The sequence below is a fragment of the Arthrobacter globiformis genome, assembly GCF_030818015.1.
Classification (GTDB): domain Bacteria; phylum Actinomycetota; class Actinomycetes; order Actinomycetales; family Micrococcaceae; genus Arthrobacter; species Arthrobacter globiformis_C.
On sequence record NZ_JAUSZX010000001.1, the window covers coordinates 3,046,832 to 3,072,431 of the forward strand.

25 protein-coding genes are annotated in these 25,600 nt (G+C 67.3%); 2 read left to right on the top strand and 23 right to left on the bottom strand.

From position 1 onward, the window contains the following. Positions 1-80 precede the first annotated feature (80 nt). The 7 genes from pyrF to pyrR are packed head-to-tail and all read right to left on the bottom strand — an operon-like array spanning position 81 to position 9,063. Positions 81-950 (bottom strand): orotidine-5'-phosphate decarboxylase, encoded by an 870-nt coding sequence (gene pyrF, locus QFZ23_RS14195; protein WP_306923855.1) that lies wholly within the window; start codon positions 948-950, stop codon positions 81-83. After that, positions 943-4,287 carry a carbamoyl-phosphate synthase large subunit gene (carB, locus tag QFZ23_RS14200; RefSeq protein ID WP_306923857.1) on the bottom strand — a complete coding sequence of 1,115 codons (3,345 nt, stop codon included), beginning with the start codon at positions 4,285-4,287 and terminating at the stop codon, positions 943-945. Before carB ends, pyrF begins: the two co-directional genes overlap by 8 nt. Beyond that, the gene (gene carA, locus QFZ23_RS14205; protein ID WP_306923859.1) at positions 4,287-5,603 is read right to left on the bottom strand and encodes a glutamine-hydrolyzing carbamoyl-phosphate synthase small subunit; all 1,317 of its coding nucleotides are present in this window, start codon (positions 5,601-5,603) and stop codon (positions 4,287-4,289) included. The genes carB and carA overlap by 1 nt, the downstream gene beginning before the upstream one ends. Positions 5,604-5,607: 4 nt before the next feature. Beyond that, a complete protein-coding gene (locus tag QFZ23_RS14210; protein ID WP_306923861.1) occupies positions 5,608-6,126 on the bottom strand; it encodes a PH-like domain-containing protein in 519 nt (172 codons plus the stop codon). Beyond that, positions 6,126-7,487 carry a dihydroorotase gene (locus tag QFZ23_RS14215; protein WP_306923863.1) on the bottom strand — a complete coding sequence of 454 codons (1,362 nt, stop codon included), beginning with the start codon at positions 7,485-7,487 and terminating at the stop codon, positions 6,126-6,128. Before QFZ23_RS14215 ends, QFZ23_RS14210 begins: the two co-directional genes overlap by 1 nt. Continuing rightward, a complete protein-coding gene (locus QFZ23_RS14220; protein WP_306923865.1) occupies positions 7,487-8,482 on the bottom strand; it encodes an aspartate carbamoyltransferase catalytic subunit in 996 nt (331 codons plus the stop codon). Before QFZ23_RS14220 ends, QFZ23_RS14215 begins: the two co-directional genes overlap by 1 nt. After that, entirely contained in the window at positions 8,479-9,063 is a 585-nt protein-coding gene (gene pyrR / locus QFZ23_RS14225) for a bifunctional pyr operon transcriptional regulator/uracil phosphoribosyltransferase PyrR (RefSeq protein WP_306923866.1), read from the bottom strand. Before pyrR ends, QFZ23_RS14220 begins: the two co-directional genes overlap by 4 nt. A 167-nt stretch (positions 9,064-9,230) precedes the next feature. On the opposite strand from pyrR, the gene QFZ23_RS14230 reads away from it, so the two are divergent. Next, a complete protein-coding gene (locus tag QFZ23_RS14230; protein WP_306923867.1) occupies positions 9,231-10,517 on the top strand; it encodes a PrsW family intramembrane metalloprotease in 1,287 nt (428 codons plus the stop codon). Between the two features lie 80 nt (positions 10,518-10,597). Here QFZ23_RS14230 and nusB read toward each other — a convergent pair whose 3' ends face one another. From nusB to QFZ23_RS14300, 14 genes are all read right to left on the bottom strand, one after another. Continuing rightward, positions 10,598-11,008, bottom strand: a complete 411-nt coding sequence (gene nusB, locus QFZ23_RS14235; RefSeq protein ID WP_076802758.1) for a transcription antitermination factor NusB — start codon at positions 11,006-11,008, stop codon at positions 10,598-10,600. Further along, positions 11,008-11,571 carry an elongation factor P gene (gene efp / locus QFZ23_RS14240; protein ID WP_003800749.1) on the bottom strand — a complete coding sequence of 188 codons (564 nt, stop codon included), beginning with the start codon at positions 11,569-11,571 and terminating at the stop codon, positions 11,008-11,010. The genes nusB and efp overlap by 1 nt, the downstream gene beginning before the upstream one ends. A gap of 190 nt (positions 11,572-11,761) precedes the next feature. After that, positions 11,762-12,280, bottom strand: a complete 519-nt coding sequence (locus tag QFZ23_RS14245) for a tetratricopeptide repeat protein (RefSeq protein WP_306923869.1) — start codon at positions 12,278-12,280, stop codon at positions 11,762-11,764. Further along, positions 12,280-13,368, bottom strand: a complete 1,089-nt coding sequence (gene aroB / locus QFZ23_RS14250; RefSeq protein WP_306923870.1) for a 3-dehydroquinate synthase — start codon at positions 13,366-13,368, stop codon at positions 12,280-12,282. The genes QFZ23_RS14245 and aroB overlap by 1 nt, the downstream gene beginning before the upstream one ends. Beyond that, on the bottom strand, positions 13,365-14,006 hold the full coding sequence (locus QFZ23_RS14255) for a shikimate kinase (RefSeq protein ID WP_306923871.1): 642 nt from the start codon (positions 14,004-14,006) through the stop codon (positions 13,365-13,367). The genes aroB and QFZ23_RS14255 overlap by 4 nt, the downstream gene beginning before the upstream one ends. Further along, positions 14,006-15,205, bottom strand: coding sequence for a chorismate synthase (gene aroC, locus QFZ23_RS14260; protein ID WP_306923873.1), 1,200 nt, complete (start codon positions 15,203-15,205; stop codon positions 14,006-14,008). The genes QFZ23_RS14255 and aroC overlap by 1 nt, the downstream gene beginning before the upstream one ends. A 26-nt stretch (positions 15,206-15,231) precedes the next feature. Then, positions 15,232-16,092 (bottom strand): shikimate dehydrogenase, encoded by an 861-nt coding sequence (locus tag QFZ23_RS14265; RefSeq protein ID WP_306923875.1) that lies wholly within the window; start codon positions 16,090-16,092, stop codon positions 15,232-15,234. Further along, on the bottom strand, positions 16,089-17,789 hold the full coding sequence (gene mltG, locus QFZ23_RS14270) for an endolytic transglycosylase MltG (RefSeq protein ID WP_306923876.1): 1,701 nt from the start codon (positions 17,787-17,789) through the stop codon (positions 16,089-16,091). The genes QFZ23_RS14265 and mltG overlap by 4 nt, the downstream gene beginning before the upstream one ends. After that, positions 17,786-18,385 carry a Holliday junction resolvase RuvX gene (gene ruvX / locus QFZ23_RS14275; RefSeq protein ID WP_306923878.1) on the bottom strand — a complete coding sequence of 200 codons (600 nt, stop codon included), beginning with the start codon at positions 18,383-18,385 and terminating at the stop codon, positions 17,786-17,788. Before ruvX ends, mltG begins: the two co-directional genes overlap by 4 nt. Before the next feature lie 6 nt (positions 18,386-18,391). After that, positions 18,392-21,070: an alanine--tRNA ligase gene (gene alaS, locus QFZ23_RS14280; RefSeq protein WP_306923880.1), complete on the bottom strand. Its 2,679-nt coding sequence runs from the start codon at positions 21,068-21,070 to the stop codon at positions 18,392-18,394. A 106-nt stretch (positions 21,071-21,176) separates the two neighbouring features. After that, the gene (locus QFZ23_RS14285) at positions 21,177-21,407 is read right to left on the bottom strand and encodes a DUF6167 family protein (RefSeq protein ID WP_306923882.1); all 231 of its coding nucleotides are present in this window, start codon (positions 21,405-21,407) and stop codon (positions 21,177-21,179) included. A 19-nt stretch (positions 21,408-21,426) separates the two neighbouring features. After that, positions 21,427-21,801 (bottom strand): DUF948 domain-containing protein, encoded by a 375-nt coding sequence (locus QFZ23_RS14290; RefSeq protein ID WP_003800727.1) that lies wholly within the window; start codon positions 21,799-21,801, stop codon positions 21,427-21,429. A 145-nt stretch (positions 21,802-21,946) separates the two neighbouring features. Further along, positions 21,947-22,573 (bottom strand): 30S ribosomal protein S4, encoded by a 627-nt coding sequence (gene rpsD / locus QFZ23_RS14295; RefSeq protein ID WP_003800725.1) that lies wholly within the window; start codon positions 22,571-22,573, stop codon positions 21,947-21,949. Between the two features lie 170 nt (positions 22,574-22,743). After that, a complete protein-coding gene (locus QFZ23_RS14300) occupies positions 22,744-24,252 on the bottom strand; it encodes a replication-associated recombination protein A (protein WP_306923884.1) in 1,509 nt (502 codons plus the stop codon). A gap of 61 nt (positions 24,253-24,313) precedes the next feature. On the opposite strand from QFZ23_RS14300, the gene QFZ23_RS14305 reads away from it, so the two are divergent. After that, on the top strand, positions 24,314-24,988 hold the full coding sequence (locus QFZ23_RS14305; RefSeq protein ID WP_306923886.1) for an acVLRF1 family peptidyl-tRNA hydrolase: 675 nt from the start codon (positions 24,314-24,316) through the stop codon (positions 24,986-24,988). A 24-nt stretch (positions 24,989-25,012) separates the two neighbouring features. Here QFZ23_RS14305 and QFZ23_RS14310 read toward each other — a convergent pair whose 3' ends face one another. Both QFZ23_RS14310 and QFZ23_RS14315 read right to left on the bottom strand, forming a co-directional pair. Beyond that, complete coding sequence (locus QFZ23_RS14310) at positions 25,013-25,252, bottom strand: hypothetical protein (RefSeq protein WP_306923888.1); 240 nt, start codon at positions 25,250-25,252, stop codon at positions 25,013-25,015. A gap of 62 nt (positions 25,253-25,314) precedes the next feature. Further along, a complete protein-coding gene (locus tag QFZ23_RS14315; RefSeq protein WP_306923890.1) occupies positions 25,315-25,518 on the bottom strand; it encodes a hypothetical protein in 204 nt (67 codons plus the stop codon). Positions 25,519-25,600: the final 82 nt, after the last annotated feature.

The following is a 25,600-nucleotide window of genomic DNA, read 5'->3' on the forward strand; positions in this document are numbered from 1 at the left end:
ACGGATCCGCGGCCGGCGGCGTTGGAGCAGCCACGGATTTGTCCTGAACCTACTCCCTGCCGGCCGGAGAAATCAATGGACTATTCGGAGCGGAGTCCGGCGAGGGTGCGCTCCGCCGCCTCGGTCAGCTCCCGGACGCCGGGGCCGGCCTTGAGGATGTCGCGGCTGGAGGTTCCCAGGACCTGGGGATAGGCGGTGCCGAAGGTCCGGCGCAGGTCTGCCGGGGTTGCCCCCTGGGCGCCCAGGCCCGGCGCGAGGATCGGGCCGCGGACGGCACCGAGGTCAAGCTGCAGGTCGGCCAGCGCCGTGCCCACGGTGGCTCCCACCACGAGGCCCACCGAGCCCAGGGGCCCGGAGTAGCGTTCGTTTTCCGCGGCTGCGGCCTCAACGATCCGGCGTGCCACGGAATCGTTTCCGCCCACGTGCTGTACCGAGGCGCCCTCCGGGTTGGACGTCAGCGCGAGGACAAACACGCCCCGGCCGTGCTCGGCAGCAAGATCCAGGGCCGGACGGAGGGACTCGAAGCCGAGGTACGGGCTCAGCGTCACGGAATCCGCGGCGAGGGCCGACCCGTCACGGAGCCAGGCGTCGGCGTACGCGGCCATGGTGGAGCCGATGTCGCCGCGCTTGGCGTCGGCGATGGTCAGCACGCCCTCGTCCCGGGCAGTGGCGAGAACCTCTTCGAGTACCGCCATGCCTGCCGACCCGTGCCGTTCGTACAGCGCCACCTGCGGCTTGACCGCGGCAGCGAGCGAAGCCACGGCCTCCAGGGCGGTGAGCGAAAAGCGCCTCAGGCCGGCGACGTCGTCGTTCAGGCCCCAGCTGCCCAGGAGGGCGGGATGGGGATCAATCCCGACGCACAGCGGACCGCGGTCCGCCATGGCCCGGCCCAGCCGGGAGCCGAACGACTCCCGGCCGGCGCCTGCGGCAGTGTCCCCTGCCTCAGGCATTCTGCGCTGCCGGGCTCTGCGCGGCTGCCTTCTGCAGGGCGGCCTCCTGCGACGCAACGAGCGCTGCGGCGTGCTCCTGCAGGCTGGTCACGGACCAGGCGTAGGTGCGCAGGGCCTCAATCGCCTGGACGGCGGCGTTGAACTCGGCCACGGTGGTGATGCAGGGGATGCCGATGGACGTGGCGGCGGCACGGAGTTCGTACCCGTCGCTGCGGGCCTCGCCGCCGGACGGGGTGTTGAACACCATGTCGATTTCGCCGGCAATCACGAGGTCGGCGATGGTGCCTTCACCTTCGGCGCTGCTGCCCTCGGCCACCTTGCGCACCGGGGTGGCCTGGATGCCGTTGCGGCGCAGCACGTCGGCGGTGCCGCCGGTGGAAACGATCTCGAAGCCGAGGTCGGAGAGGCGCTTGACGCCCATGATCACCGAACGCTTGTCGCGGTTCGCCACGGAAACGAAGACCTTGCCCTCGGTGGGCAGGGCGTTGTTCGCCGCGGCCTGGCTCTTGGCGAAGGCGGTGTCAAAGTGCTTGTCGATGCCCATGACCTCGCCGGTGGAACGCATTTCCGGGCCGAGCAGGGAGTCCACGACCTTGCCCTCCGGGGTCCGGAAGCGGCTGAACGGCAGGACCGCTTCCTTGACGGACACGGGCGCGTCCAGCGGCAGCGTGGAGCCGTCGCCGGTTTCCGGGAGAATCTTGTACGCGCTGCGGAGCTGGCCGATGGTCACGCCGGTGCCGATCAGGGCAGCGGCCTTGGCCATCTGCACGCCGGTGGCCTTGGACACGAAGGGCACGGTCCGGGAGGCGCGCGGGTTGGCTTCCAGGACGTAAAGGACGTCGGAGGCCAGCGCGAACTGGATGTTGATGAGGCCGCGGACGCCCACACCCTCGGCGATGGCCCGGGTGGCGGTGCGGACGCGTTCCAGCACATTGTTGCCCAGCGTGATGGGCGGGAGGACGCACGCAGAGTCGCCGGAGTGAACGCCGGCCTCCTCGATGTGCTCCATGATGCCGCCCAGGTACATGTCCGTGCCGTCGAAGAGGGCGTCGACGTCGATCTCGACTGCGTCCTCGAGGAACCGGTCAATCAGCACAGGGTGCTCGGCGGTGATTTCGGTGGCGTTGGCGATGTAGCGGGACAGGTTGGGCTCGTCGTAGACAATCTCCATGCCGCGGCCGCCCAGGACGTAGGACGGGCGGACCAGGACGGGGTAACCGATCTCGTCGGCGATCTTCTTGGCGTCCTCGAAGGAGACGGCAGTGCCGTTCTTCGGGGAAACCAGGCCAGCTTCGTCCAGCACGCGGGCGAAGGCGCCGCGGTGCTCGGCGAGGTCGATCGCTTCGGGCGAGGTGCCCAGGATCGGCACGCCGGCGTCGGCCAGCTGCTGGGCCAGCTTCAGCGGGGTCTGGCCGCCGAGCTGCACGAAGACGCCCATCACGCCGCCGGTGCGCTCCTCAGCCGCGATGACCTCGAGGACGTCCTCAAGGGTCAGCGGCTCGAAGTAGAGCCGGGTGGAGATGTCGTAGTCGGTGGAGACGGTTTCCGGGTTGCAGTTGACCATGACCGTCTCGTAGCCGGCCTTGCGCAGTGCCATCGAGGCGTGGACGCAGGAGTAGTCGAACTCAATGCCCTGGCCGATGCGGTTGGGCCCGGAGCCGAGGATAAGGATGGACGGCTTGGAGTGCAGCGCAACCTCGTCCTCCTCGTCGTAGGCCGAGTAGTGATACGGCGTGTAGGCGGCGAATTCCGCGGCGCAGGTGTCCACGGTCTTGTAGACCGGGCGGATGCCCAGTGCCTGGCGGACGCCGCGGACAACGGCCTCCGAGTTATGCGTCAGCGAACCGATCTGTTCGTCGGAGAAGCCGTGGCGCTTGGCGTTGCGGAGCATGTCCTGAGTCAGGGCGCCGGAGTGGCGGATCTCCTGGGAGATTTCGTTGAGCAGCTGGAGCTGGTCAAGGAACCAGGGGTCGATCTTGGTGGCCTCGTGGAGTTCCTCCACGCTGGCGCCGCCGAGCAGGGCGCGCTGGACCTGGTGCAGGCGTTCCGTCGTGGGGCGCTTGGCCTTCTCGATGAGCTCCGGGACTTCCCATTCGGGGACGGAGCTGAAGTCCAGCTGCGAGCCCTTCTGCTCCAAGGAGCGCAGGGCCTTCTGCAGGGCTTCGGTGAAGTTGCGGCCCATGGCCATCGCCTCGCCCACCGACTTCATGGTGGTGGTGAGCGTGGGGTCCGCGGCGGGGAACTTCTCGAACGCGAACCGCGGGACCTTGACCACCACGTAGTCGAGCGTCGGCTCGAAGGAGGCGGGGGTCTTCTGGGTGATGTCGTTCGGGATCTCGTCCAGGGTGTAGCCCAGCGAGAGCTTGGTGGCGATCTTGGCGATGGCGAAGCCCGTGGCCTTGGACGCCAGCGCCGAGGAGCGGGACACGCGCGGGTTCATTTCGATGACCACTACGCGGCCGGTCGCGGGATCGATGGCGAACTGGATGTTGCAGCCGCCGGTGTCCACGCCGACCTCACGGATGACCGCGATGGAGATGTCGCGCAGCCGCTGGTATTCGCGGTCGGTAAGGGTCAGTGCCGGGGCAACGGTGATGGAGTCGCCGGTGTGCACGCCCACGGGATCAAAGTTCTCGATGGAACAGACGACAACCACGTTGTCGTTCTTGTCCCGCATCATCTCGAGCTCGTATTCCTTCCAGCCCAGGATGCTCTCTTCGAGCAGCACCTCGCTGGTGGGGCTGTACTGCAGGCCCTGGCCGACGATCCGGCGCAGGTCCTCTTCGTTGTACGCCAGGCCGGAACCGAGGCCGCCCATGGTGAAGGAGGGGCGGACCACCATGGGGTAGCCGAGGTCGTCGGCTGCCTTCAGGGCCTCGTCCATGGTGTGGATGATGTGGCTGCGGGCGGACTCGGCGCCGCAGCGCTCCACGACGCCCTTGAACTTCTCGCGGTCCTCGCCGAGCTCGATCGCGGCGATGTTCGCGCCAATCAGTTCCACGTTGTACTTCTCCAGCACACCGTTCTTGTCCAGCGCGATGGCGGTGTTCAGTGCCGTTTGGCCGCCCAGGGTGGGCAGCACGGCGTCCGGGCGCTCCTTGGCGATGATCTTCTCCACCACCTCGGGGGTGATGGGCTCGATGTAGGTGGCGTCAGCGAACTCCGGGTCGGTCATGATGGTGGCCGGGTTGGAGTTGACGAGGATGACGCGCAGGCCTTCCTCCTTGAGGACGCGAAGGGCCTGCGTGCCGGAGTAGTCGAATTCAGCGGCCTGGCCGATGACGATCGGGCCGGAACCGATGACCAGGACGCTCTTAAGGTCAGTTCTCTTGGGCATTACTTCTTGTCCTCAGTCTTGTTGTCAGTCGTGTGCGGCTCGGCCGGGTTCTGCTGGGCCTCTGCGGGGTGCTGCGCGTCCACGGGTTCCTTGGACAGGTTGGCGGTGCGGCCGTCGGTGTTTGGCTTAGTGTCTTCCATCAGCTTGATGAAGCGGTCGAAGAGGTAGGCGGCGTCGTGCGGGCCGGCGGCAGCTTCGGGGTGGTACTGGACAGAGAAAGCCGGGATGTCCAGGCAGGCCAGGCCTTCCACGACCTCGTCGTTCAGGCTGACGTGGCTGACCTCGACCCGTCCGTAGCGCTCTTCCGGCGCGTTGGTGGGGCCGTCCAGCGGGGCGTCGACGGCGAAGCCGTGGTTCTGCGAGGTGATCTCCACCTTGCCCGTGCGGCGGTCCATGACGGGCTGGTTTATGCCGCGGTGGCCGTAGCGCAGCTTGTAGGTGCCGAAGCCGAGGGCGCGGCCCAGGATCTGGTTGCCGAAGCAGATGCCGAAGTACGGCAGCTTCTCGTCCAGGACGGTGCGGAGCAGCTTGACCTGGTTGTCAGCTGTAGCGGGGTCGCCGGGGCCGTTGGACATGAAGAAGCCGTCAGGGCTGACGGCCTTGACGTCGTCGATGGTGGCCGTGGCGGGCAGCACGTGCACGCGGACACCGCGCTCGGCGAAGCGCACCGGCGTCATGGCCTTGATGCCTAGGTCGATCGCCGCGATGCTGAAGCGTGCGTCGCCGTCCCAGCCGTGGTCCTTGGGCTCCACCACGTAGGCTTCGTCGATGCTGACTTCCTCGGCAAGCCGGGCGCCTTCCATCGGCTCACTGGCGAGTACGGTGTCGACGAGTTCCTTGTCGGTGGCCTTGGCCGCCTCGCCGGAGAAGATGCCGGCGCGCATGGTCTTGTGCTCGCGCAGGTGGCGGGTGATGGCCCGGGTATCCACGCCCTGGATGCCGACGATGCCCTGCTCGACGAGTTCGGAGTCGAGAGATCGCTCAGACCGCCAGTTGGACGGACGGCGGGCGGCGTCACGGACAATGTAGCCGGCCACCCAGATGCGGCGGGATTCGGCGTCCTCGCTGTTCACACCGGTGTTGCCGATGTGCGGTGCCGTCTGCACCACCAGCTGGCGTGCGTAGGACGGGTCCGTAATGGTCTCCTGGTAGCCGGTCATGCCGGTGGCGAAGACCGCTTCCCCCAGGGCGGTACCCTGCGCGCCGTAGCTGCGGCCGCGGAAGATGCGGCCGTCTTCGAGCACCAGGACGGCGGGGGCGGATGCTGCGGCCTGCGGCGCAGTTCCTGCATTTACTGTCACTTCGGTTTCCGTCACTTTATTACTTTCCACTATGGGCACCTGCCTGGGGGCCTGGGGAGATCATTTCCTGAAGTTGTTGGAGGACGGCCGGCTTGTCCGCGGCGCGCCGTGTGCGGAAGCCGGTGTCCAGGGCGTGGGTTCCGAGCGTCCAGCTGAGCATCAGCAGCCCGTCCTTTTCCACGAATTTACCGGCCATGCCGCTGTCCTGCCGGACGCCGGCCAGCGAAGCCGCCGGGATGAACAGCGGCCGCGCACCGGAGCGGTCCAGGAGCACCCCCTCCGGATGGATGGAGAGCTCCGCGTTGGTGCGGATGCCGAGGCCGTGCACGGCGATCCTGTCCAGCCAGTCCCCCGCGGTGGTGGAGGCCACGTACTGTCCGTCGGCCGAGAGCAGCGGCTCGCCCAGCCCAGCAGGAACTGCCGGCAGCTGGTCGATGTCGGACTGCCGTCGCAGCCGGTTGCGCCAGCCGATCCAGATCAGGACAAAAACGACGGCGACGACCGCCAGCATCGCAAGTCCGGGAAGGACTTTTTCCATCAGTTGGCACCTGCTGCGCTGGCAACCGGCGCTTCCGTGGGGTAGCGGTAAGGCGTATTGAGCTTGCCGTCCAGGACCGTGGGGTGGCCCTTGAAGAACGTGGCCACCACCTTGCCGGGGAGTTCCATGCCGCGGAACGGCGAGTTGCGCCCCATGGTTGCCATCGCGGAAGGATCCACTGTCCAGCGCGCGGCCGGATCCACCAGGACGATGTTGGCGGGTTCGCCCTTTTCCAGCGGCCGGCCCTGGTCCGTGAGCCGCCCGATGCCAGCTGGCGCGGTGGAGGTGACCCTGGCAAAGTCGGCCCAGGTCATGAGGCCAGTCTCGATCATGGCGTGCTGGACCACTGACAGGGCGGTTTCCAGCCCCGTCATGCCCATGGCCGCCTGGGCCCACTCGCACTCCTTGTGCTCGCTTGGGTGCGGGGCGTGGTCGGTGCCGACGACGTCGATAGTGCCGTCGGCGAGGGCGGCGCGCAGGGCCTGGACGTCGTCGTTGGTGCGAAGCGGCGGGTTGACCTTGTAGACGGGGTCGTAGCTGCGGACCAAGTCATCGGTGAGTAGAAGATGGTGCGGCGTCACTTCGGCGGTGACGTTGATGCCGCGGCCCTTGGCCCAGCGGATGATCTCCACCGAACCCGCGGTGGAGACGTGGCAAACGTGGAGCCGGGATCCCACGTGCTGGGCCAGCAGGACGTCGCGGGCGATGATGCTCTCCTCGGCCACTGCCGGCCAGCCGGTCAGGCCGAGGACAGCGGACACTTCGCCTTCGTTCATCTGGGCACCGGCGGTGAGGCGCGGTTCCTGCGCGTGCTGGGCCACGACGCCGTCGAACGCCTTGACGTACTCGAGGGCGCGGCGCATCAGGACGGGATCGTGGACGCAGATGCCGTCGTCGGAGAACATGCGGACCCGGGCGCGGGAATCGGCCATCGCGCCGAGCTCGGCGAGCTGTTCGCCGGCCAGCCCCACGGTGACGGCGCCCACGGGGCGGACGTCCACCCAGCCGGCGGACCGGCCCAGGCTGTAGACCTGTTCCACCACACCGGCGGTGTCCGCCACCGGGGTGCTGTTGGCCATGGCGTGCACGGCGGTGAAGCCGCCGAGCGCTGCGGCGCGCGTGCCGGTTTCCACCGTTTCGGCGTCTTCGCGGCCCGGTTCACGGAGGTGGGTGTGGACGTCCACCATGCCCGGCAGGGCGACGAGGCCCTCGGCGTCAATCACCGTGGCTCCGTCCGCTGCGTCCGTCTCCGAGAGGTCGGTGCCCCTGGCAGTGATCAGGCCGCCGCGGATGAGCAGGTCCTCGCGGTCGCCGCCAAGGATCGCGGCGCCCCGGATAAGGTATGTGGTCTCGTCAGCCATCAGTTGCTCTCCTTCAGGGTGGTGGCTGGTTCCCGGGTATCCCCGGAGAGCAGCAGGTACAGGGCGGCCATGCGGATCGACACACCGTTCTTGACCTGTGCGAGCACGGTGGAACGGGGCGAGTCGGCGGCGGCCGCGGAAATTTCCAGGCCCCGGTTCATGGGTCCGGGGTGCATGATGATGGTGTCCTTCAGGCCCAGGCTGTCCAGCGCGCGGAGCCTGTTGTCATCGAACCCCCAACGGCGGGAGTACTCACGGGTGGACGGGAAAAACGAGGCGTTCATCCGCTCGCCCTGGACGCGGAGCATCATCACCGCGTCGACGCCCTTTTCCAGGGTCTCGTCAATGTCGTAGCTGATGCTGCAGGGCCAGTGTTCGACGCCGATGGGCAGCAGTGTGGGCGGCGCCACCAGGGTCACGTCGGCGCCGAGGGTGCGCAGCAGCCAGACGTTGGACCGCGCCACGCGGGAGTGCAGGACGTCGCCGGCGATGGCGACGCGCATGCCGCGCAGGTCCGCCCCCGTGGAGGGCAGGCCGGAGAGTTTGGTCCAGTGCCGCCGCATGGTGAAGGCGTCCAGCAGTGCCTGGGTGGGGTGTTCGTGGGTGCCGTCTCCGGCGTTGATGACTGCGGCGTCGATCCAGTCGGTGGCCGCCAGCCGGTGCGGGGCACCGGAGGCCCAGTGGCGGATTACGACGGCGTCAGCCCCCATGGCGGCCAGCGTCTGGGCGGTGTCCTTGAGCGACTCGCCCTTGGAGACCGACGATCCCTTGGCGGCGAAGTTGATGACGTCCGCCGAGAGCCGCTTGGCTGCGGCCTCGAAGGAAATGCGGGTCCTGGTGGAATCCTCGAAGAAGAGGTTCACCACGGTCCGTCCGCGCAGGGCGGGAAGCTTCTTGACCTCGCGCTCCCCCACGGTCGACATCTCTTCGGCGGTGTCGAGGATGCGCACGGCGTTGGCCAGGCTGAGGTCTTCGGTGGAAAGCAGGTGCTTCATGCGCCGGCCTCGATTACCACTTCATTGACTGCCTGGCCGTCGACGGCATCGGTCTCCTCGAGCCGGACCCGGACCTTCTCGGCGGAGGACGTGGGCAGGTTCTTGCCCACGTGGTCCGCGCGGATGGGAAGTTCGCGGTGGCCCCGGTCAATCAGGACAGCCAGGCGAACGATGCGCGGCCGGCCGAGGTCCACAAGCGCGTCCAGTGCGGCACGGATGGTCCGGCCGGAATACAGGACGTCGTCGATCAGCACAACCACTTTGTTGTCGATGCCAGTCAGCGGCAGCCGCGTATGGTGCGGCGGCCTTGTGGGCTGGTGGGAAAGATCGTCCCGGAACATGGTGACGTCCAGCTGGCCGACGATGGCGGCGGCGTCCACGGCGGGATCGGCGGCGGCGATTTTCTGGGCGAGCCGGACTGCAAGCGGGTAGCCGCGGCGGGGAATGCCCAGCAGCACCAGGTCCTGGGAGCCCTTGTTGGCCTCGAGGATCTCATGGGCGATACGAGTGAGGGCACGGTCAATGTCCGCCTGGTTGAGAACAACCCTGGCCGGAACCGGTGCCTGCGTGACAGGAGTCATCGCTCGTCTCCCCTTTCCCCGCCTCACGGGACGGAATTAAAAAAGGAACATTTGCCTTCCAAAATTACCACACCAGCGTCTGCCCCCGGCCCCGCCAGAAGGCGTCGTCCGTCACACCGTGCGGCTGCTCCTTTGCTGCCTACCCCGCGGCACATAGGCTCGTGTCTATGTCGATGAACCCGCAGCAGCCGCCTTCCGGCCCTGGCCGGAACAGCTCAGCCTGGAACCGCCCCGGCGATCCCGGGCGGCAGTTCCAGGGCCAGCCCGCCAATCCCAGCTGGATGGGCCACGTCCAGCCGCAGGACTACCGGCCGGCGCCCGGGCACAGCGGCGGCGCGGTGTACCAGGTCATCCCGGAAGCCGCGTCCACCGTGGCGGCCCGGCTGGGGGCAGGGACCCTGGGACTCGTCGTGGGCGGCGGGATACTTGCCTTCGTCAGCCTGTTCCTTGTGGTGCCGTTCCTCCTGGCCAGCACCGGCGTGACCGGTTTCGTCATCGGTTTTATTGCGTCCCTGATCCCGCTGGCGGCGGTGCTGTTCGCCGTGGCCGTCATTGACCGGTGGGAACCCGAGCCAAAGCGCCTGCTGCTGTTTGCCTTCACCTGGGGCGCGGCCGTGTCCATTGCCGTGACGCTGCTCATCCAGCCGGTCTTCGCCCTCGCGGCCCCCGTCACTGATGAGGCGGCCTTCCGCGATTTCATGACCACCGTGCAGGCCCCTGTGGTGGAGGAGTTCGCGAAGTCCCTGGGCCTGCTGCTGCTCCTCCTGTTCGCCCGCCGCAACTTTGACGGCCCAGTCGACGGCGTGGTGTTTGCCTTCACCATCGCCGGCGGCTTCGCGTTCACCGAGAACATTCTCTACTTCGGCCGGGCGATCGCCGAGTCCAGCACTCCCGGCAGCGACCTTGTCCAGGTCTTCTTCCTGCGCGGGGTGATGTCGCCGTTCGCGCACGCCATCTTCACCGGAACCACCGGCCTGATCATGGGCCTGGCCGCGCGGCGCGGGCACTCCGGTATTTCGGTGCTCGCGTTCTTCGTTGGCCTGGTTCCCGCCATGGTCCTGCACAACAGGTGGAACAGCATGGGACAGGACTTCCTGGCCCAGTACGTGCTGGTGCAGGTCCCCATCTTCCTGCTCGCGGTGGTGTGCATCGTGGTGCTGCGGGTCGCGGAAACGCGCCTCACCCGGCAGCGCCTCCAGGAGTACGCCGCAGCGGGGTGGTTCGCGCCGGCCGAGGTGGAGCTGCTGTCCACTCCCGGAGGCCGCCGGCAGGCTGTGCGCTGGGCCGGGTCGTACAACCGGGGCGAAGAGATGAAGGAGTTCGTCAAGGCGGCGACGCGCCTGGCCTTCACCCGGCAGCGGATCCTCAGCGGCAGGGATGTGCCGCTGCACCAGCAGGACGAAGTGCAGCAGCTGCGCCACCTGACCGTGCTGCGGGCTGCCGTCCAGCAGTAGGTGGCGCTCCAACATCGAGGCTTAAATCCAGAAAGCCCCTGCCGGCAAAACCGGCAGAGGCTTTCTGCGTATGACTCAGCTCAGGCGAGCAGGGACGGCTTCAACTGCTGAAGGCGCCCCAGGAGGCCGTTGATGAACGACGGCGACTCGTCGGTGGAGAGCGTCTTGGCCAAAGCGACAGCTTCGCTGACAGCGACGCCGTCGGGAACGTCGTCGTTGTAGAGCAGCTCCCAGGTGCCGATCCGCAGGATGATGCGGTCTACGGACGGCATGCGCTCCAGGGTCCAGCCCTGTGAGTAGGTCTCGAGGAATTCGTCGATGGTGGACTGCATCGACACAACTCCCTCGACGATCTCGAGGGTGTACGGATTGACGATCTGGTCGGTCCTCTCGCGGCGCGCACGCAGCACGTCGAAGGCCGAGACAGAGCGCTGCTCGGCTTCGAAGAGGACCTCAAGAGCCCTGTTGCGGGCTTTACCGCGGGCGCTCACTAGTCGTTGACCCGGCCCAGGTAGCTGCCGTCGCGGGTGTCGACCTTGACCTTGGTGTTGTTCTCAACGAACAGGGGCACCTGGATCTCGTAACCCGTCTCCAGGGTGGCAGGCTTGGTGCCGGCGGAGGAGCGGTCGCCCTGCAGGCCCGGCTCGGTGTAGGTGATTTCGAGGACAACGCTCGGCGGCAGCTCGATGTACAGCGGGGTGCCTTCGTGGATGGCAATGTTGACCATCTGGTTTTCGAGCATGAAGTTGGTGGCATCGCCCACGGTGGCGCCCGAAACGGTGATCTGGTCGTAGTCCGAGGTGTCCATGAAGACGAAGTCTGCGCCGTCCTGGTACAGGTACTGGTAGTCGCGGCGGTCAACGGTGGCGGTCTCGATCTTGAGGCCTGCGTTGAAGGTCTTGTCCACTACCTTGCCGGACATGACGTTGCGCATCTTGGTGCGCACGAAGGCGCCGCCCTTGCCCGGCTTGACGTGCTGGAACTCGATGACGTTCCAGAGCTGGCCCTCGAGCTTCAGGACGGTGCCGTTCTTGATGTCATTTGTGGTTGCCACTGGTTTCCTCTGGTTGTGTCTGACTGGTTCTGGCTGCCAGCTGGTTATGCCAAGCAGGCTTGCCGAACGGCGCGCCAGCGTGTATTTATCAAAAATCCAGAATCTATTCTAGCGGAAAAGGCGGGCACACTTTTTCGGGGCCCCCTGGCGGTGCGGCCGGAGGACCGCTGCGGCGCAGCCGGAAGACCCGTCAGGAGGCCAGTTCGAAGACGTCCCGAGCCCGCTGCAACGCCACCGTTGAGGAGTAGATGAGCGCAGCGTCGGCGGACTGCGCCACCCGGAGATCGAGCGCCCGGGCGAAGGATTCCACCGCGGCGCCGATGTTCCCCGAGGCAAAGTACGCCCGGCCAAGGTACTGGTGGACGAGGGCTTCGTTGGCCGTGCCGTGTGCCTCGGTGAGGAGCTGCCGGAAGAGCTCGACGGCGCGGTCGTAGCGGTGGGAGACGCGCAGGACGTCCGCTTCATAGGCCCGCAGCCGGAACGACTCGGGATCCCTGTATCGGGCCTCTGCCAGCACTTCGGCCGCGTCCGCGGCGCGTCCCTCGACGAGCAGCACAAGGACCCGCTCGGCGGGGTCGGTGGATGCCTCGAGCGCGGCGGCACACGTCTCTTCGCTGATGATTTCAGGAAGCAGCGATTCGGGGTTGACCCGGATCCCCGGGAATCCGCCGTCGGGCCATTCGATCGTTCCGCTCTGGTTGTCGCGCATCAGGAAGCAATCTCCTGGTAGGCGGCGAAGAGCAGGGAGGTATCGGGCACGTCCAGGATCCCGGGCTTGGCAATCCCGTCGAGGACCACGAAGCGGAGCAGGTCGCCGCGGGACTTTTTGTCCCGGCGCATGCCGTCCAGAAGGCCCTGCCACCGGTCGCGACGGTACGTGACGGGCAACCCGAGGGATTCGAGGATGCTGCGGTGCCGGTCGGCGTCGGCGTCGCTGAGCCGGCCCACGCTGCGGGACAACTCGGCCGCGAACATCATGCCCACCGAGACGGCAGCGCCGTGCCGCCAGGAATAGCGTTCCACGAGTTCGATGGCGTGGCCCAGGGTGTGGCCGTAGTTCAGGATTTCCCGGAGTCCGGATTCCTTTAGGTCCTCCGAGACGACGCGGGCTTTGACGGCGATGGCGCGTTCGATGAGTTCGCGCAGGACGTCTGAGCCTGGATCCGTCACGGCGTCGGGATCCTTCTCCACCAGGTCCAGGATGGCGGGATCGGCAATGAAGCCGCACTTAATGACCTCGGCCATGCCGGAGATAATCTCGTTCCGGGGCAGGGTCTTCAGCGTGTCCAGGTCCGCGAGGACAGCCGCGGGCGGGTGGAAGGAACCAACCAGGTTCTTGCCTTCGGCCGTGTTGATCCCGGTCTTGCCGCCCACGGCGGCGTCGACCATGCCGAGGAGGCTGGTGGGCATGTGGATGACCTTGACGCCGCGCAGCCAGGTGGCTGCCACGAAGCCGGCAAGGTCGGTGACAGCGCCTCCGCCGACGGAGACCACGGCATCGGAGCGGGTGAAATCGTTCTGTCCCAGCACCTGCCAGCAGAAGGCGGCAACCTGGATGTGCTTGCCTTCCTCGGCATCGGGGATTTCCGCGGTGACGGCGGTGAAACCGGCAGCGGCCAGTTCATCCCGGACGGTGTCGCCGGTGAGCCGGAGGGCCCGCGGATGGATGACGAGGACGCGGCGGACGCGCTCCCCCAGCAGTCCCGGCAGCGTGCCGAGCAGGCCGCGGCCAACTACGACGTCGTAGTTGTCCCCGGCCGACTGGCCGGTGACCTTGATGACTGTTGATTCGCTCACTTTTCAACTTCCTGTTTCGCGGCAGCACTTCCGTTGCCTGCCGTCGTCGCGGTTTTGTTGATCTCGCGGGTGGTGGATTCCTGCGGTTTACCGGCGGCGAAATCGCGCAGCGCCGCTTCGAGCTTCAGCCCCAGCTGCGGCACAGTTCCCTGCCGGACGTCCAGCACAATGTCCGCGAGGCGTTCATAGACCGGCTTCCGGGTGGCGAACAGCGCCTTCCAGCGCCGGATGCCGTCACCGGCCAGCAGCGGCCGCCCGGAGTTCTTGGCGATACGGGCGGCGACGGTATCGGCATCGCACTCCAGATAGACAACGGTGCATCGTTCCAGCAGCTGCTGCGTGCCGGAGTCCAGGACCGACCCGCCGCCCAGGGAAACCACGGTTGCGGTGCCGGCCGCGGCCTCGATGATGCGGGCAACCGTCCGGGCTTCGATCTCCCGGAAGGCACGCTCGCCGCGGCTGGCGAAGATGTCGGCGATGGAACCGTGGCCCTCCACAATGACCGAGTCGGTGTCCACGAACGGGGCGTCCAGCTGTTGCGCCAGCTGCTGCCCGATCGCCGATTTGCCGACCGCCATGGGCCCAATGAGCACAATGGGCCGGTCCCCTGCGGCGCAGGGTGTATTGCTCCGGGGCACTAGAGTCCGATCGTATCCAGCGACGCCGGAATGCTCTCGAGGTAGCCCTTGATGTTGCGGGCTGTCTCGGCCACGGAGTCGCCGCCGAACTTTTCAGTCACGGCCTCGGCCAGGACCAGCGCAACCATGGCCTCGGCCACCACGCCGGCAGCCGGAACCGCACAGACGTCCGAGCGCTGGTGGTGGGCCTTGGCCGCCTCGCCGGTGCTGATGTCGATGGTCTTCAGGGCGCGCGGCACGGTGGCGATGGGCTTCATGGCAGCCCTGACGCGCAGGACGTCGCCGATGCTCATACCGCCTTCGATGCCGCCGGCGCGGTTGCTGGTGCGGATGATCCTGCCGTCAGCGTCCTTGACGATCTCGTCGTGGGCGGCGGAGCCCCGGCGTGCGGCGGTGAGGAAACCGTCGCCGACCTCAACGCCCTTGATGGCCTGGATGCCCATGAGGGCGGCGGCCAGGCGGGAATCAAGGCGACGGTCCCAGTGGACGTAGCTGCCGAGTCCCGGGGGCAGGCCGTAGGCGAGCACCTCCACCACGCCGCCGAGGGTTTCGCCTTCCTTGTGGGCGGCGTCCACCTCCGCGACCATGGCGTCGGACGTTTCGCGGTCAAAGCAGCGCAGCGGATCGGCGTCGAGCGCAATCACGTTGTCCGGCACCGGCAGCGGCCGGCCTTCCGGAACGGTCACGCTGGCGATGGATACTGTGTGACTGACGAGCTCAATGCCCAGGTGCTTCAGGAACTGGGCGGCAACCGTGCCCATGGCAACACGCGTGGCGGTCTCGCGGGCGCTGGCGCGCTCAAGCACGGGACGGGCCTCGTCGAAGCCGTACTTCTGCATGCCGGTGAAATCGGCGTGTCCGGGGCGCGGTCGGGTCAGCGGGGCGTTGCGGGCCTGGCCCTCGAGTTCCTCGGGGTCCACCGGATCGGCTGACATGATCTGTTCCCACTTGGGCCATTCGGTGTTGCCCACCTGGATGGCGACGGGGCCGCCTTGGGTGATGCCGTGGCGGACACCGCCGAGGATCGTAACGACGTCCTGCTCAAACTTCATCCGTGCCCCGCGGCCATAGCCGAGCCGCCGGCGGGCAAGGGCATCGGCGATCTGCCCGCTGGTGAGTTCAACACCTGCGGGGACGCCTTCAATAATTCCGACCAATGCCGGGCCATGGGATTCACCGGCGGTCAACCAACGCAACATAAAAACCATCCTGCCATGTTTGGCGGTCAGGACACCCGCCGGGGTGCCCCGACTGCGTCGCACATCACATCTATGACTTCGGCACTGCCGGCTTCTGCCAGGCCGGTGAAATGGCGGACCTGCTCCACCGCCTGGTAGAGCAGCATCTCAAGGCCGGGGACCACTGTTCCGCCTCCGGCGTGCCAGGCCGCGGCGATCTGGCTGGGCCAGGGATCGTAGGCGACGTCCAGCAGGACGCCGTCTGTGCGCCGGCCCAGCGCTTCGAGTTCTGCAGCCATCCCGTCGGCCGCCCGCGGCGGCAGTGTGGAGATTACGACGCCGGCACCGGCCATCGCTTCGACGGCGCCGTCGAGGGACTGGACGGTGATGCCCAAGCCCAGCCCGCTGGCCGCTGCCCTGGCCTCTTCAGCCCGGGCAGTGTTCCGAACGTACAGGTCTACGGAGACCGCGCCAAGCTCCTGCAGGGCTGCCACTGCCGCGGCTGCCGTTCCGCCGCCGCCGAGTATGACGCCCGAGGGGCCGTCGCCGGCCCCGGCGTTGCGGAGGGCGTTAACGATTCCTGCGACGTCGGTGTTGTAGCCGATGCGCCGCGCGGAATCCCCAGCGCCCTCGAACACCACCGTGTTGACGACGCCCAGGATCCGGGCCACGCCGCGGACCTCGTCCACCTCGGCGACCATGGCTTTCTTCAGCGGCATGGTCACGGACAGTCCCCGCCAGCCGGTCTCGGCGCGGACGGAGTCCATGAACGCCGGCAGTGACTCTTCAGTCACATCGATGGCGCTGTAGCCGATGTCCGCTCCGAGCCGCGCGTAGGCGGCAAGGTGGAGCGCCGGTGACTTCGAATGGCCGATGGGGTGCCCCAGGACGGCCGCCCGCAGGCTCATACGCAACGGCCCGGGTTGGCCTCGCACCAGGCGTTGTACTGTTCGACGTAGCCGTTGTGCTCGGCCAGCGTCTTGGAGAATTTCGTCTCCTTGGTGTCGAGGTTGATGGTCACCCAGTACAGGTAATCGTTGTTGTTCGGCTTGGCTGCCGCGTCGATGGCCGTCTTGCCCGGCGATCCGATGGGCCCCGCGGGCAGGCCCTTGATGGCGTAGGTGTTGTACGGGTTGGACTTGTCTGCCTTTTCGGCTTCGTCGATGTGGAAGGTCTTCTTGCCCAGGCCGTACGTGACGGTGGCGTCCGACTGGATCAGCCCGTTGGTCTCCGTGTTGGTGGGCTTGAGGCGGTTGTAGATGGCGCCTGCCACGTCCTTGTACTCGGCCTGGCCGCCCTCTGCCTGCACGATGCTGGCGACGGTCACCACGTCGTACTGTTTGGCGGCGTCCGTGACGCCCTGTGCCTTCAGTTCGTCCTGGGTGGCTTTGACCAGTTTGGTGAGGATGTCCTTGGCGGTGGTTCCCAGCGGGAAGCGGTACTCCCCCGGGGCCAGGAAGCCTTCCAGGTTCTTGGCCTTGGAGCTCAGTCCGAACTGCTTGGGCGAGTCGCTGAGCGCCTTCAGCTGGGCGACGGAAAGGCCCGAGCCCTCCGAGATGGCCTGCAGCGATTCATCGATCCGCAGGCCGGCGCTGAGGGCGAAGTACATGACCTTGGCCTGTCCCTCGTTGAGAAGTACGGAGACGGCGTCGGAGTTCTTCATCTCCTGCTTGAAGTCGTACTCCCCCGGCGAGAGCGTTCCGCCGGATGCGGACAGCGCCGCCACGAAGGTGTCGGCGTTGGCCACCACCTTCGCGTCCTCCAGCTTGGCCGCGACGGACACCGGGCCTTCGCCCGGTTCGACCGATACCTTGACCTGGCCGGTGCCGGGGCCCGGATAGTCGGCCGGCTTATCGTTCCCCAGCAGCGGTTTCAGGAACTGCGCGCCGACGACGGTGGCTGTGACGAAGAGCGCGAGGGTCAGCAGCAGAGCCACGAGTCGGCGCCGGCGCCGGACTTTCTTGGAGGGCCGTGTCACCGTGGCTGCGTTCTCGGCGCCGGCCAGGAGCTGGTGCCCCACGGCCTGCTGCTCGTAGGGCGCATGCTCCTCGTAGGGCTCGTGGGCGACTGCGTCGTGGTGGACGTCATAATGGTGGCCGTCCGCAAACTCGGCAAAATGTGGGGCGTACTCAGACTGGGCGCCGTGGACCTCGGCAGCAGCGTCCCCGTGAACGGCGGGGTCGGCATGTTCAGCCGGGTCGTGGATCGTTGGCGGAACCGGCGGAACGTCAGGTACCTCGGCGGACGGAACAGGCTCTGCATCGGGAACTTCCACGGCCGGAACAGGCCGGGCATCCGGAACCTGGGCGTCAGGAATGTGGGCTTCCGGGACAGCGGATGCAGCAGGAACGGCAGCCGGAGGTGCGGCTATTGCCGCCGTCCGGGGGCTGCCCGAACCGGACGCCGTAGCCGATGACCCGGCCCGCTGTGCGGCGCCCACACCCACGTGCAGCTCTTCGCCGGACTCGTAGGCCTGCTCGGGTACGGCATCGCCGGACTCGGCGGTGATGGCCTTCTCGCGGGCGCGGATCTCTTTGCGTGTCAGGGGCCGTCCGGCGTCCGCGAAGGGGTCGCCGGAGGAGTCGTCGCTATTGGCCGGGCTCACTGTAGCTGTCCATCCTCTGAAGATCGTGTTTCCTTTTCCGGGTCAGGCCGTCCAGCAGTATCTGCGGCGGCGTGTCCGGGCAGCCCCGTACGGGGAAGCGCGCGCACACGGCTCCCCACATCCGTTCCCCTGGCTTTTTGCATGTCGATGGCGTGCTGCAATATTCCTGCAGCCGCAACCTGATCCACCACTTTACGGTGATTTTTGCTGCTCATGCCAGCTTCGTGAAGGTTACGGTGGGCCGTGACGGTGCTGAGCCGCTCGTCAACCAGGTGTACCGGGACGTCCGAACCTGCGCGGTCCAGTTCGTCGGCCAGCAGCTGGGCGTACTCCGTGGCCATGCGGGCTGAGGCGTGTTCCTCGCCCTTCATGGTCCGTGGCAGGCCCACGAAAATCTGCACGGCTCCCTGGTCCGCCGCCAGGGCTGCAATGACCCGGACATCCGAATTCTTCTTGGCATTGCGTTCCAGCGTCTTCAGCGGTGTGGCCAGGATCTCGTCCCGGTCACAGATGGCGACGCCGACGCGGACGGTCCCCACGTCCACCCCCAGTTTGATGCCCCGGGGGTGGACGTGCGGCTCAGCGGAAGAAGTCACGGTTGGTTAGCGCCTGGTGACGGCATCGACGACGGCGGTCAGTGCGGCGCCGACCTTGGAGGCGTCGGTGCCGCCGCCCTGGGCCACGTCGTCCTTGCCGCCACCGCCGCCGCCGAGGATTCCGGCGGCGAGCCGGACCAGGGCACCTGCCTTCACGCCGGCTTCACGGGCGGCTTCATTGGTGGCCACCAGGATGACCGGGCGGTCGTTGCTGACGCCGGCCACGGCAACCGTGGAGGCTTCGGACCCGAGCCGGTTGCGGAGGTCCAGGGCGAGACCGCGGATGTCGTCGGCACCGCTGACCTGGCCTGCATCGTGCGCGATGACCCGGACGCCGGCGGCGTCCACAGCGGTTCCGGCGAGCTGGGCGGCAGCGGCAGCGAGCTGCTCCTTCCGGAGCCGCTCGAGCTCCTTTTCCGTGGCCTTCAGCTTGGTGAGGGTCGCGGAGATGCGGTCAGCCAGCTGCCCGGAGGGCACCTTGAGCATCTCGGTGAGTTCGGTCACCAGGGCGCGTTCAGCCGCCAGGTGCCGGAAGGCATCCATGCCGACGAACGCCTCGACGCGGCGGTTTCCGGATCCGACGGACTGCTCGCCGAGCAGGGACAGGCTGCCGATCAGGGAGGTGTTGGACACATGGGTGCCGCCGCACAGCTCACGGGACCACGCGCCGTCGATCTCCACAACCCGGACTTCGCTGCCGTAGTTCTCGCCAAACAGCGCCATGGCGCCCAGGGCCTTGGCCTCTGCGAGGCCCATGACCTTGGTGTCCACGTGGAAGTTGTTCCGGATGGCGAGGTTGGAGACTTCCTCGATTTCGGACTTGGTGGCGGCGCTCAGTCCCTCACCCCAGGCGAAGTCGAAGCGCAGGTACCCGGCTTTGTTGAACGAACCGCGCTGGGTGGCCTGCGGGCCGAGGATCTGGTGCAGTGCCGCGTGCACGATGTGCGTTCCGGTATGCGCCTGCTCGGCAGCGTGGCGCCGTTCGCGGTCCACCGCAGCACGGACCAGTGCGTCGGAGGCGATCTCGCCTTCGCGGACGATGGCCTTGTGGACGCTCAGGCCCTTGAGCGGACGCTGGACGTCGAGAACCTCGACGACGAAGCCGTCGCCGGTGATGAGACCGGTGTCGGCTGCCTGCCCGCCGGCCTCGGCGTAGAACGGGGTCTCGGCGAGCACGAGTTCGATTTCGTCGCCGGTGGCAGCCTGGGACACCTTGCTGCCGCCGCTGAGGATGCCGCGGACCCGGGACTCGCCTTCGAGGTCGGTGTAGCCCGTGAAGACCGTTTCGCCCTCTGCGAGCAGTTCCTGGAAGGCGCTGAGGTCGGCGTGGCCGCCCTTCTTGCCCTTGGCATCGGCCTGGGCGCGCTGGCGCTGCTCGAGCATGAGCTTGCGGAATTCGGGCTCGTCCACCTTCAGGCCGGCTTCCTCGGCCATTTCGAGCGTCAGGTCGATCGGGAACCCGTAGGTGTCGTGCAGCGTGAACGCGTCGGCGCCGGAGAGGGGGCGGCCTGCGGCCTTGGATTCGTTGACGGCGTCCTCGAGGCGGGCCGTGCCGGACGCGATGGTGCGCAGGAACGCCTTCTCTTCGGCATAGGCGATCCGGCTGATGCGGTCGAAGTCCGTGTCCACGATGGGGTACACGCCCTTCATGGCGTCGCGCGAGGCGGGCAGGAGGTCCGGCAGGCAGGCCTGTTCCACGCCGAGCAGGCGCATGGAGCGGACCGCGCGGCGGATGAGGCGGCGCAGCACGTAGCCACGGCCTTCGTTGGAGGGCGTGACGCCGTCGGCGATGAGCATCAGGGCCGAGCGGATGTGGTCGGCGACGACGCGCATGCGGACGTCATCGGTGTGGTGCGGATCGTCCTCGGTCTCGGCGGAGGTGTATTCCTTGCCCGAGAGCTTGGCGGCCATGTCGATGACCGGGCGGACCTGGTCGGTCTCGTACATGTTCTCGACGTCCTGCAGGATCATGGCAAGACGTTCCATGCCCAGGCCGGTGTCGATGTTCTTCTTGGGCAGTTCGCCCATGATGTCGAACTCGACCTTCGAGCGGACGTTGTCGATCTGGTACTGCATGAACACGAGGTTCCAGATCTCCACGTAGCGGTTCTCGTCGGCGATGGGGCCGCCCTCGGCGCCGTAGGCCGGGCCGCGGTCGTAGTAGATTTCCGAGCAGGGGCCGGCCGGGCCGGGCTGGCCGGTGGACCAGTAGTTGTCCGACTTGCCCATGCGCTGGATGCGCTCAGCGGGTACTCCGGTGTACTTGAGCCAGAGTTCCTCGGCTTCGTCGTCCTCTTCGTAGACCGTCACCCACAGCAGCTCTGGCGGAAGTCCGTACCCGCCGTCGGCAACGCTCGTGGTGAGCAGCTCCCACGCGAACTTGATGGCGTCTTCCTTGAAGTAATCCCCAAAGGAGAAGTTGCCGCACATCTGGAAGAAGGTTCCGTGGCGGGCGGTCTTGCCGACTTCCTCAATGTCACCGGTGCGGATGCACTTCTGGACACTGGTGGCCCGGGTGTAGGGCGGTTCCTCGCGCGCAGTCAGGTACGGGATGAACGGAACCATGCCGGCAACCGTGAACAGCAGGGAGGGGTCGCTGGAGACCAGCGATGCGGAGGGAACCGCCGTGTGGCCTTTGCTGACGAAAAAATCGACCCAGCGCTTTGTGATCTCCTGCGACTTCATGAGCTGATTACTTACCCTTCTTGGTTCACGCATGCTGGCGCGTGACAGTTTGATTCAGAGGCAGTCCCGGTGTTGGAGGGCACTGCAGATTTTAATTCTCGCGCGTTTAGCGGCGGACGATGTCCTGGGATTCAACACCCAGAGCGGCGCGCAGGTCCGTTTCCCGTTCGTGCATGCCGGCGCGGACGGCGTCGGCGAAGTCGTAGACTCCGTCGGCGAGCCGGCCCACGGCCCGGTTCAGGCCTTCGGGGCCCAGCGCTGACTGCGCCTCGGTGACCTTGCGGAAGGCGATGACCCCGATGGCCACGCCGATTCCCATCCAGACAAGTCGTTTCATTTCAGTTCTCCGGGTGGGCTTAGCGGCTGCGGCGGCCGGTGGCGGGCTTCTTGCGGGTGGCGAACGCGGAACGGACGCCGTAGCTGAACGCGGCCACCTTGATCAGCGGCGACCCGACAGTCGCGGCCACGAGGGAGGACAGCGCGGAGATGTTGGCCGAGGCATCCGAAACGTTGGAGGCAATGCCGTCCACCTTCTTCAGCTGCTGGTTCGTGGTGGAGACCGTCGCGGTGACCTCGTCCATGAGCGGGGTGGCGCCGTCGCTGATGGAGCGGATGGATGTCCGCACCTCGTCGAACACCCGTCCCAGCTTGAGGATGGGCACAGCAAGCAACAGGACCAGGAGCGCAAATACCCCGGCCGCGATCAGGCCGGCAATATCGCCACCAGACATAAACGTTCATCTCCTTGAAACTCCGTGGAACTGTACCGGGCCTGCAGCGGCCAAAGTGCTGCAGCCGCAAATGTCCCCCAAGTACCTTACATACAAAGAAGCCCGCGGCGCTTGCCACGGGCTTCTTTGTATACGCTGCCGGAATTTAGCGTGCGTAGAATTCGACGACGAGCTGCTCTTCGCAGGTCACGGGGACCTCGGCGCGCTTCGGGCGGCGAACCAGGCGGGCCTGCAGGGCGTCAAGCTTGACGTCCAGGTAGGCCGGAACCTGGGGCAGGACGTCGCGGTGTGCGCCGGCTGCTGCAACCTGGAACGGAGGCATGGTTTCGCTGCGGCTGTGAACGTGGACCAGCTGGCCCTCGCCGACGCGGAAGGACGGGCGGTCAACGCGGATGCCGTCAACCAGGATGTGGCGGTGCACAACCAGCTGGCGCGCCTGGGCGATGGTGCGGGCGAAGCCGGCACGCAGCACGAGGGCATCGAGGCGCATTTCGAGCAGTTCGATGAGGTTTTCACCGGTCAGGCCCTTGGTGCGGCGTGCTTCTTCGAAGGCACGGGTCATCTGGGCTTCGCGGATACCGTACTGGGCGCGCAGACGCTGCTTTTCGCGCAGACGTACGGCGTAGTCGGAGTCCTGCTTCTTGCGGGCACGGCCATGCTCACCGGGGCCGTACGGGCGGCGCTCCATGTACTTGGCGGCCTTGGGGGTCAGAGCGATGCCGAGGGACCGCGAGAGGCGGGCCTGACGGCGAGCACGAGTGTTGTTAGCCACTTGTGTCCTTCCAATATCTGCGGTGTGTCAGTGTTACTGGCCTCCACGATGGAGAGCATCGGCCAACCGCTGCCTTTTGCTACTGGGCACAGGGCACAGCTCCGTCGAACTAAATTCGGTGGATTGTGCGCCCGTGCCTTGCCAGACAAACATCCATCCTACCACGGCGGTCACTTGCCCCGGACGATCTTCCGCAGCCGTTCAAGCCGGACGGCGATGTCCCGCTCCGCGCCGTTGGCGGTGGGCTCGTAGTAGTCGCGGCCCACGAGGTCGTCCGGCGGGTACTGCTGGGCGGCCACCGAGTGCGGGGCGTCATGGGCGTACTTGTAGCCCACGCCGTGGCCCAGCTGCTTGGACCCCGGATAGTGTGCGTCGCGCAGGTGCGAGGGGATCCCGTTGCCCAGGCCAGCCCGCACGTCCGCGATGGCTTTGTTGATCCCCATGTAGGCAGCGTTGGACTTTGGCGCCGTGGCCAGGTGGACCACTGCCTCGGCGAGCACTATGCGGCCCTCGGGCATTCCGATGAGCTGCACGGCCTGCGCCGCGGCCACGGCCGTCTGCAGCGCCGTCGGATCCGCCATGCCCACGTCCTCCGCGGCCGAAATCACGATGCGCCGGGCCACGAAGCGCGGGTCCTCCCCGGCCTCCAGCATCCGCGCGAGGTAGTGCAGCGCAGCGTCAACGTCGGACCCGCGGATGGACTTGATGAACGCGCTGGCCACGTCGTAGTGCTGGTCCCCGGCACGGTCGTAGCGGACGGCCGCGGCGTCCAGGGCGCGCTCTGTGTGCCGCAGCTCCACGGTGACCGGTTCAACGGTGGTCTGCTGCCCTCCGCCGATACCAGCTGTGCCGTCTGCATCGGTGCCACCGTCCCCCGCACCTGCACTTCCGACGTCGTCCGCGTCGCCGAATGCAACGCCGGCAGCGGCATCCAGCGCGGTCAGCGCACGGCGGGCGTCGCCGCCGGAAAGCCGCACGAGGTGCTCCAGGGCCTCGTCGCTGAGCCGGACGTTGCCGTTCAGCCCGCGGGGATCCTCAACGGCCCGCACCAGCAGGCCCTCGATGTCCGCATCGGTGAGCGGCTTGAGCGTCAGCAGCAGGGAGCGGGACAGCAGCGGCGACACCACCGAAAACGAAGGATTTTCCGTGGTTGCCGCCACCAGGACAACCCAGCCCTTTTCAACGCCGGGCAGCAGCGCATCCTGCTGTGCCTTATTGAAGCGGTGAATCTCGTCGAGGAACAGGACGGTGGTGGTCTTGTACAGGTCACGGGCTGTCAGGGCGTCGTCCATGACGCGGCGGACATCCTTGACCCCGGAGGTAATGGCTGAGAGCTCCACGAACTTGCGCCCCGGCCCGCGTGCGATCACGTGGGCCAGCGTGGTTTTCCCGGTGCCCGGCGGCCCCCAGAGGATCAGCGAGCTGGGGCCGGCCGGGCCGGCGGCGTCGGCACCTGCAGCCAGCTGCCGCAGCGGGGAACCTTGGCCCAGCAGGTGCTGCTGGCCCACCACCTCGTCCAGCGTTCGGGGGCGCATCCGGACGGCCAGCGGGCTGCGCGGCGGGGTGGAGCGGGACTGTGCTGAACGGGACTGGCCGGACCGGGACTGGGCCGAATCGGCAGCGTCGTCGTTGTCGCCGTCGTCGCTGTCCTGGGCCGCCGAACCAAAGAGATCATCCACATAGATAGGCTACTTCTAGATGCAGCAGGAAAAATCCGGCCACGAAAGCAGGGAATCGGCGATGCCAGGCAGCCGTCCGACGCAGGGACGTGCGGCGTCCACCAGGACCGCGTTCATCCCCGGCCCGCGGCTGGCCGGCTGGGTGGAACGGTTTGCCGCCAGCCACGGTGACCTTGAATATGAGGACCACGACGACGGCGTACGGCTGGCTGCCGCGGACGGCGCCACCGCCCTGCTGGTGGCGCCATGGCCCGACGACGGCCGGCCGGGGCGGGGATCCGGCCTCGTGGAACGGCTGGCTTCGCTGGCTTCCCAGCCGCGCACGGTCGGCCTGGTCCTGGTCCGCCGCGGAGGATACGGTGTGGCCGTCGCCAGCGAGGGAATCATCCTCGCCGCCAAGACCGGTTCGAAGTATGTGCAGCCCCGCACCGCCGCCGGCGGCCAGTCGCAGCAGCGGTTCGCCCGGCGCCGCGCCAACCAGGCGGACGCGATGGTGGAGGCGGTTGCGGAGCAGGCGCGGCTGGTTTTTGGTGGCCAGGCCTTCGAGTACATCCTCCCGGGCGGTGACCGCGGCCTGGCCGACGAAGTCCTGGCACTGCCCGCCCTGAAGCCCTGGGCAGGCCTGCCGCGCCTGGCCTACCTCGATGTTCCCGATCCCCGTACGGCTGTCCTGAAGAAAGCCGCGGCGGACGCCTGCGCGGTGCGGGTGACCGTGACGGACCCGCCCCGGCGGTGACCGCCAACCGCACCCGCGCCGTTTCTACTCCTCGGGCGCCAGCGTCACGGTGACCCCGTTGAGGTCCCGGCTGAAGCCCACCTGGCAGGAGAGCCGCGAGCCGCATTCCCGGTAACCCTCGGCCTCCACCAGCAGCTCGAGTTCGTCGTCGCTGCGTTCCTCCAAGGTGTCGAAGACCTCCTGCTCCAGGAACACGTGGCCGGAGTGGTTGGAGTTGCCGGAGATGGCTTCGGCGAGGGGGATGCCGGGGTCCGCGGCCAGCACCGGGTCTATCCGGGGTCCCTGCGCGATCAGCCGCTTGGCCGTGCGGAAGTCGGCCAGGTTGGCTACGGTGTCGACGGCGGCAGTTCGTTCTCCGCGTCGATGAGCAGAATGCCGCCTTCCCAGCCGCGGGTGCGGAGCCCTGCGGCGACAGCGACGCCGGAGTGTCCCGAACCGACGATGACCACTTTCTGGGTCAGCACCGGGTCCTGGGTCAAGACCGGGTCCTGGATCAGTACCGGTGCAGCGGTGCCTGTCCCGCTACGCATTGGTCTCCTCCAGCATCACGTAGAGGTGCTCCGGGCCCGAGTTTGTCAGGTTGTTGCCGCGCACGTATTCGATGGGCTTGTC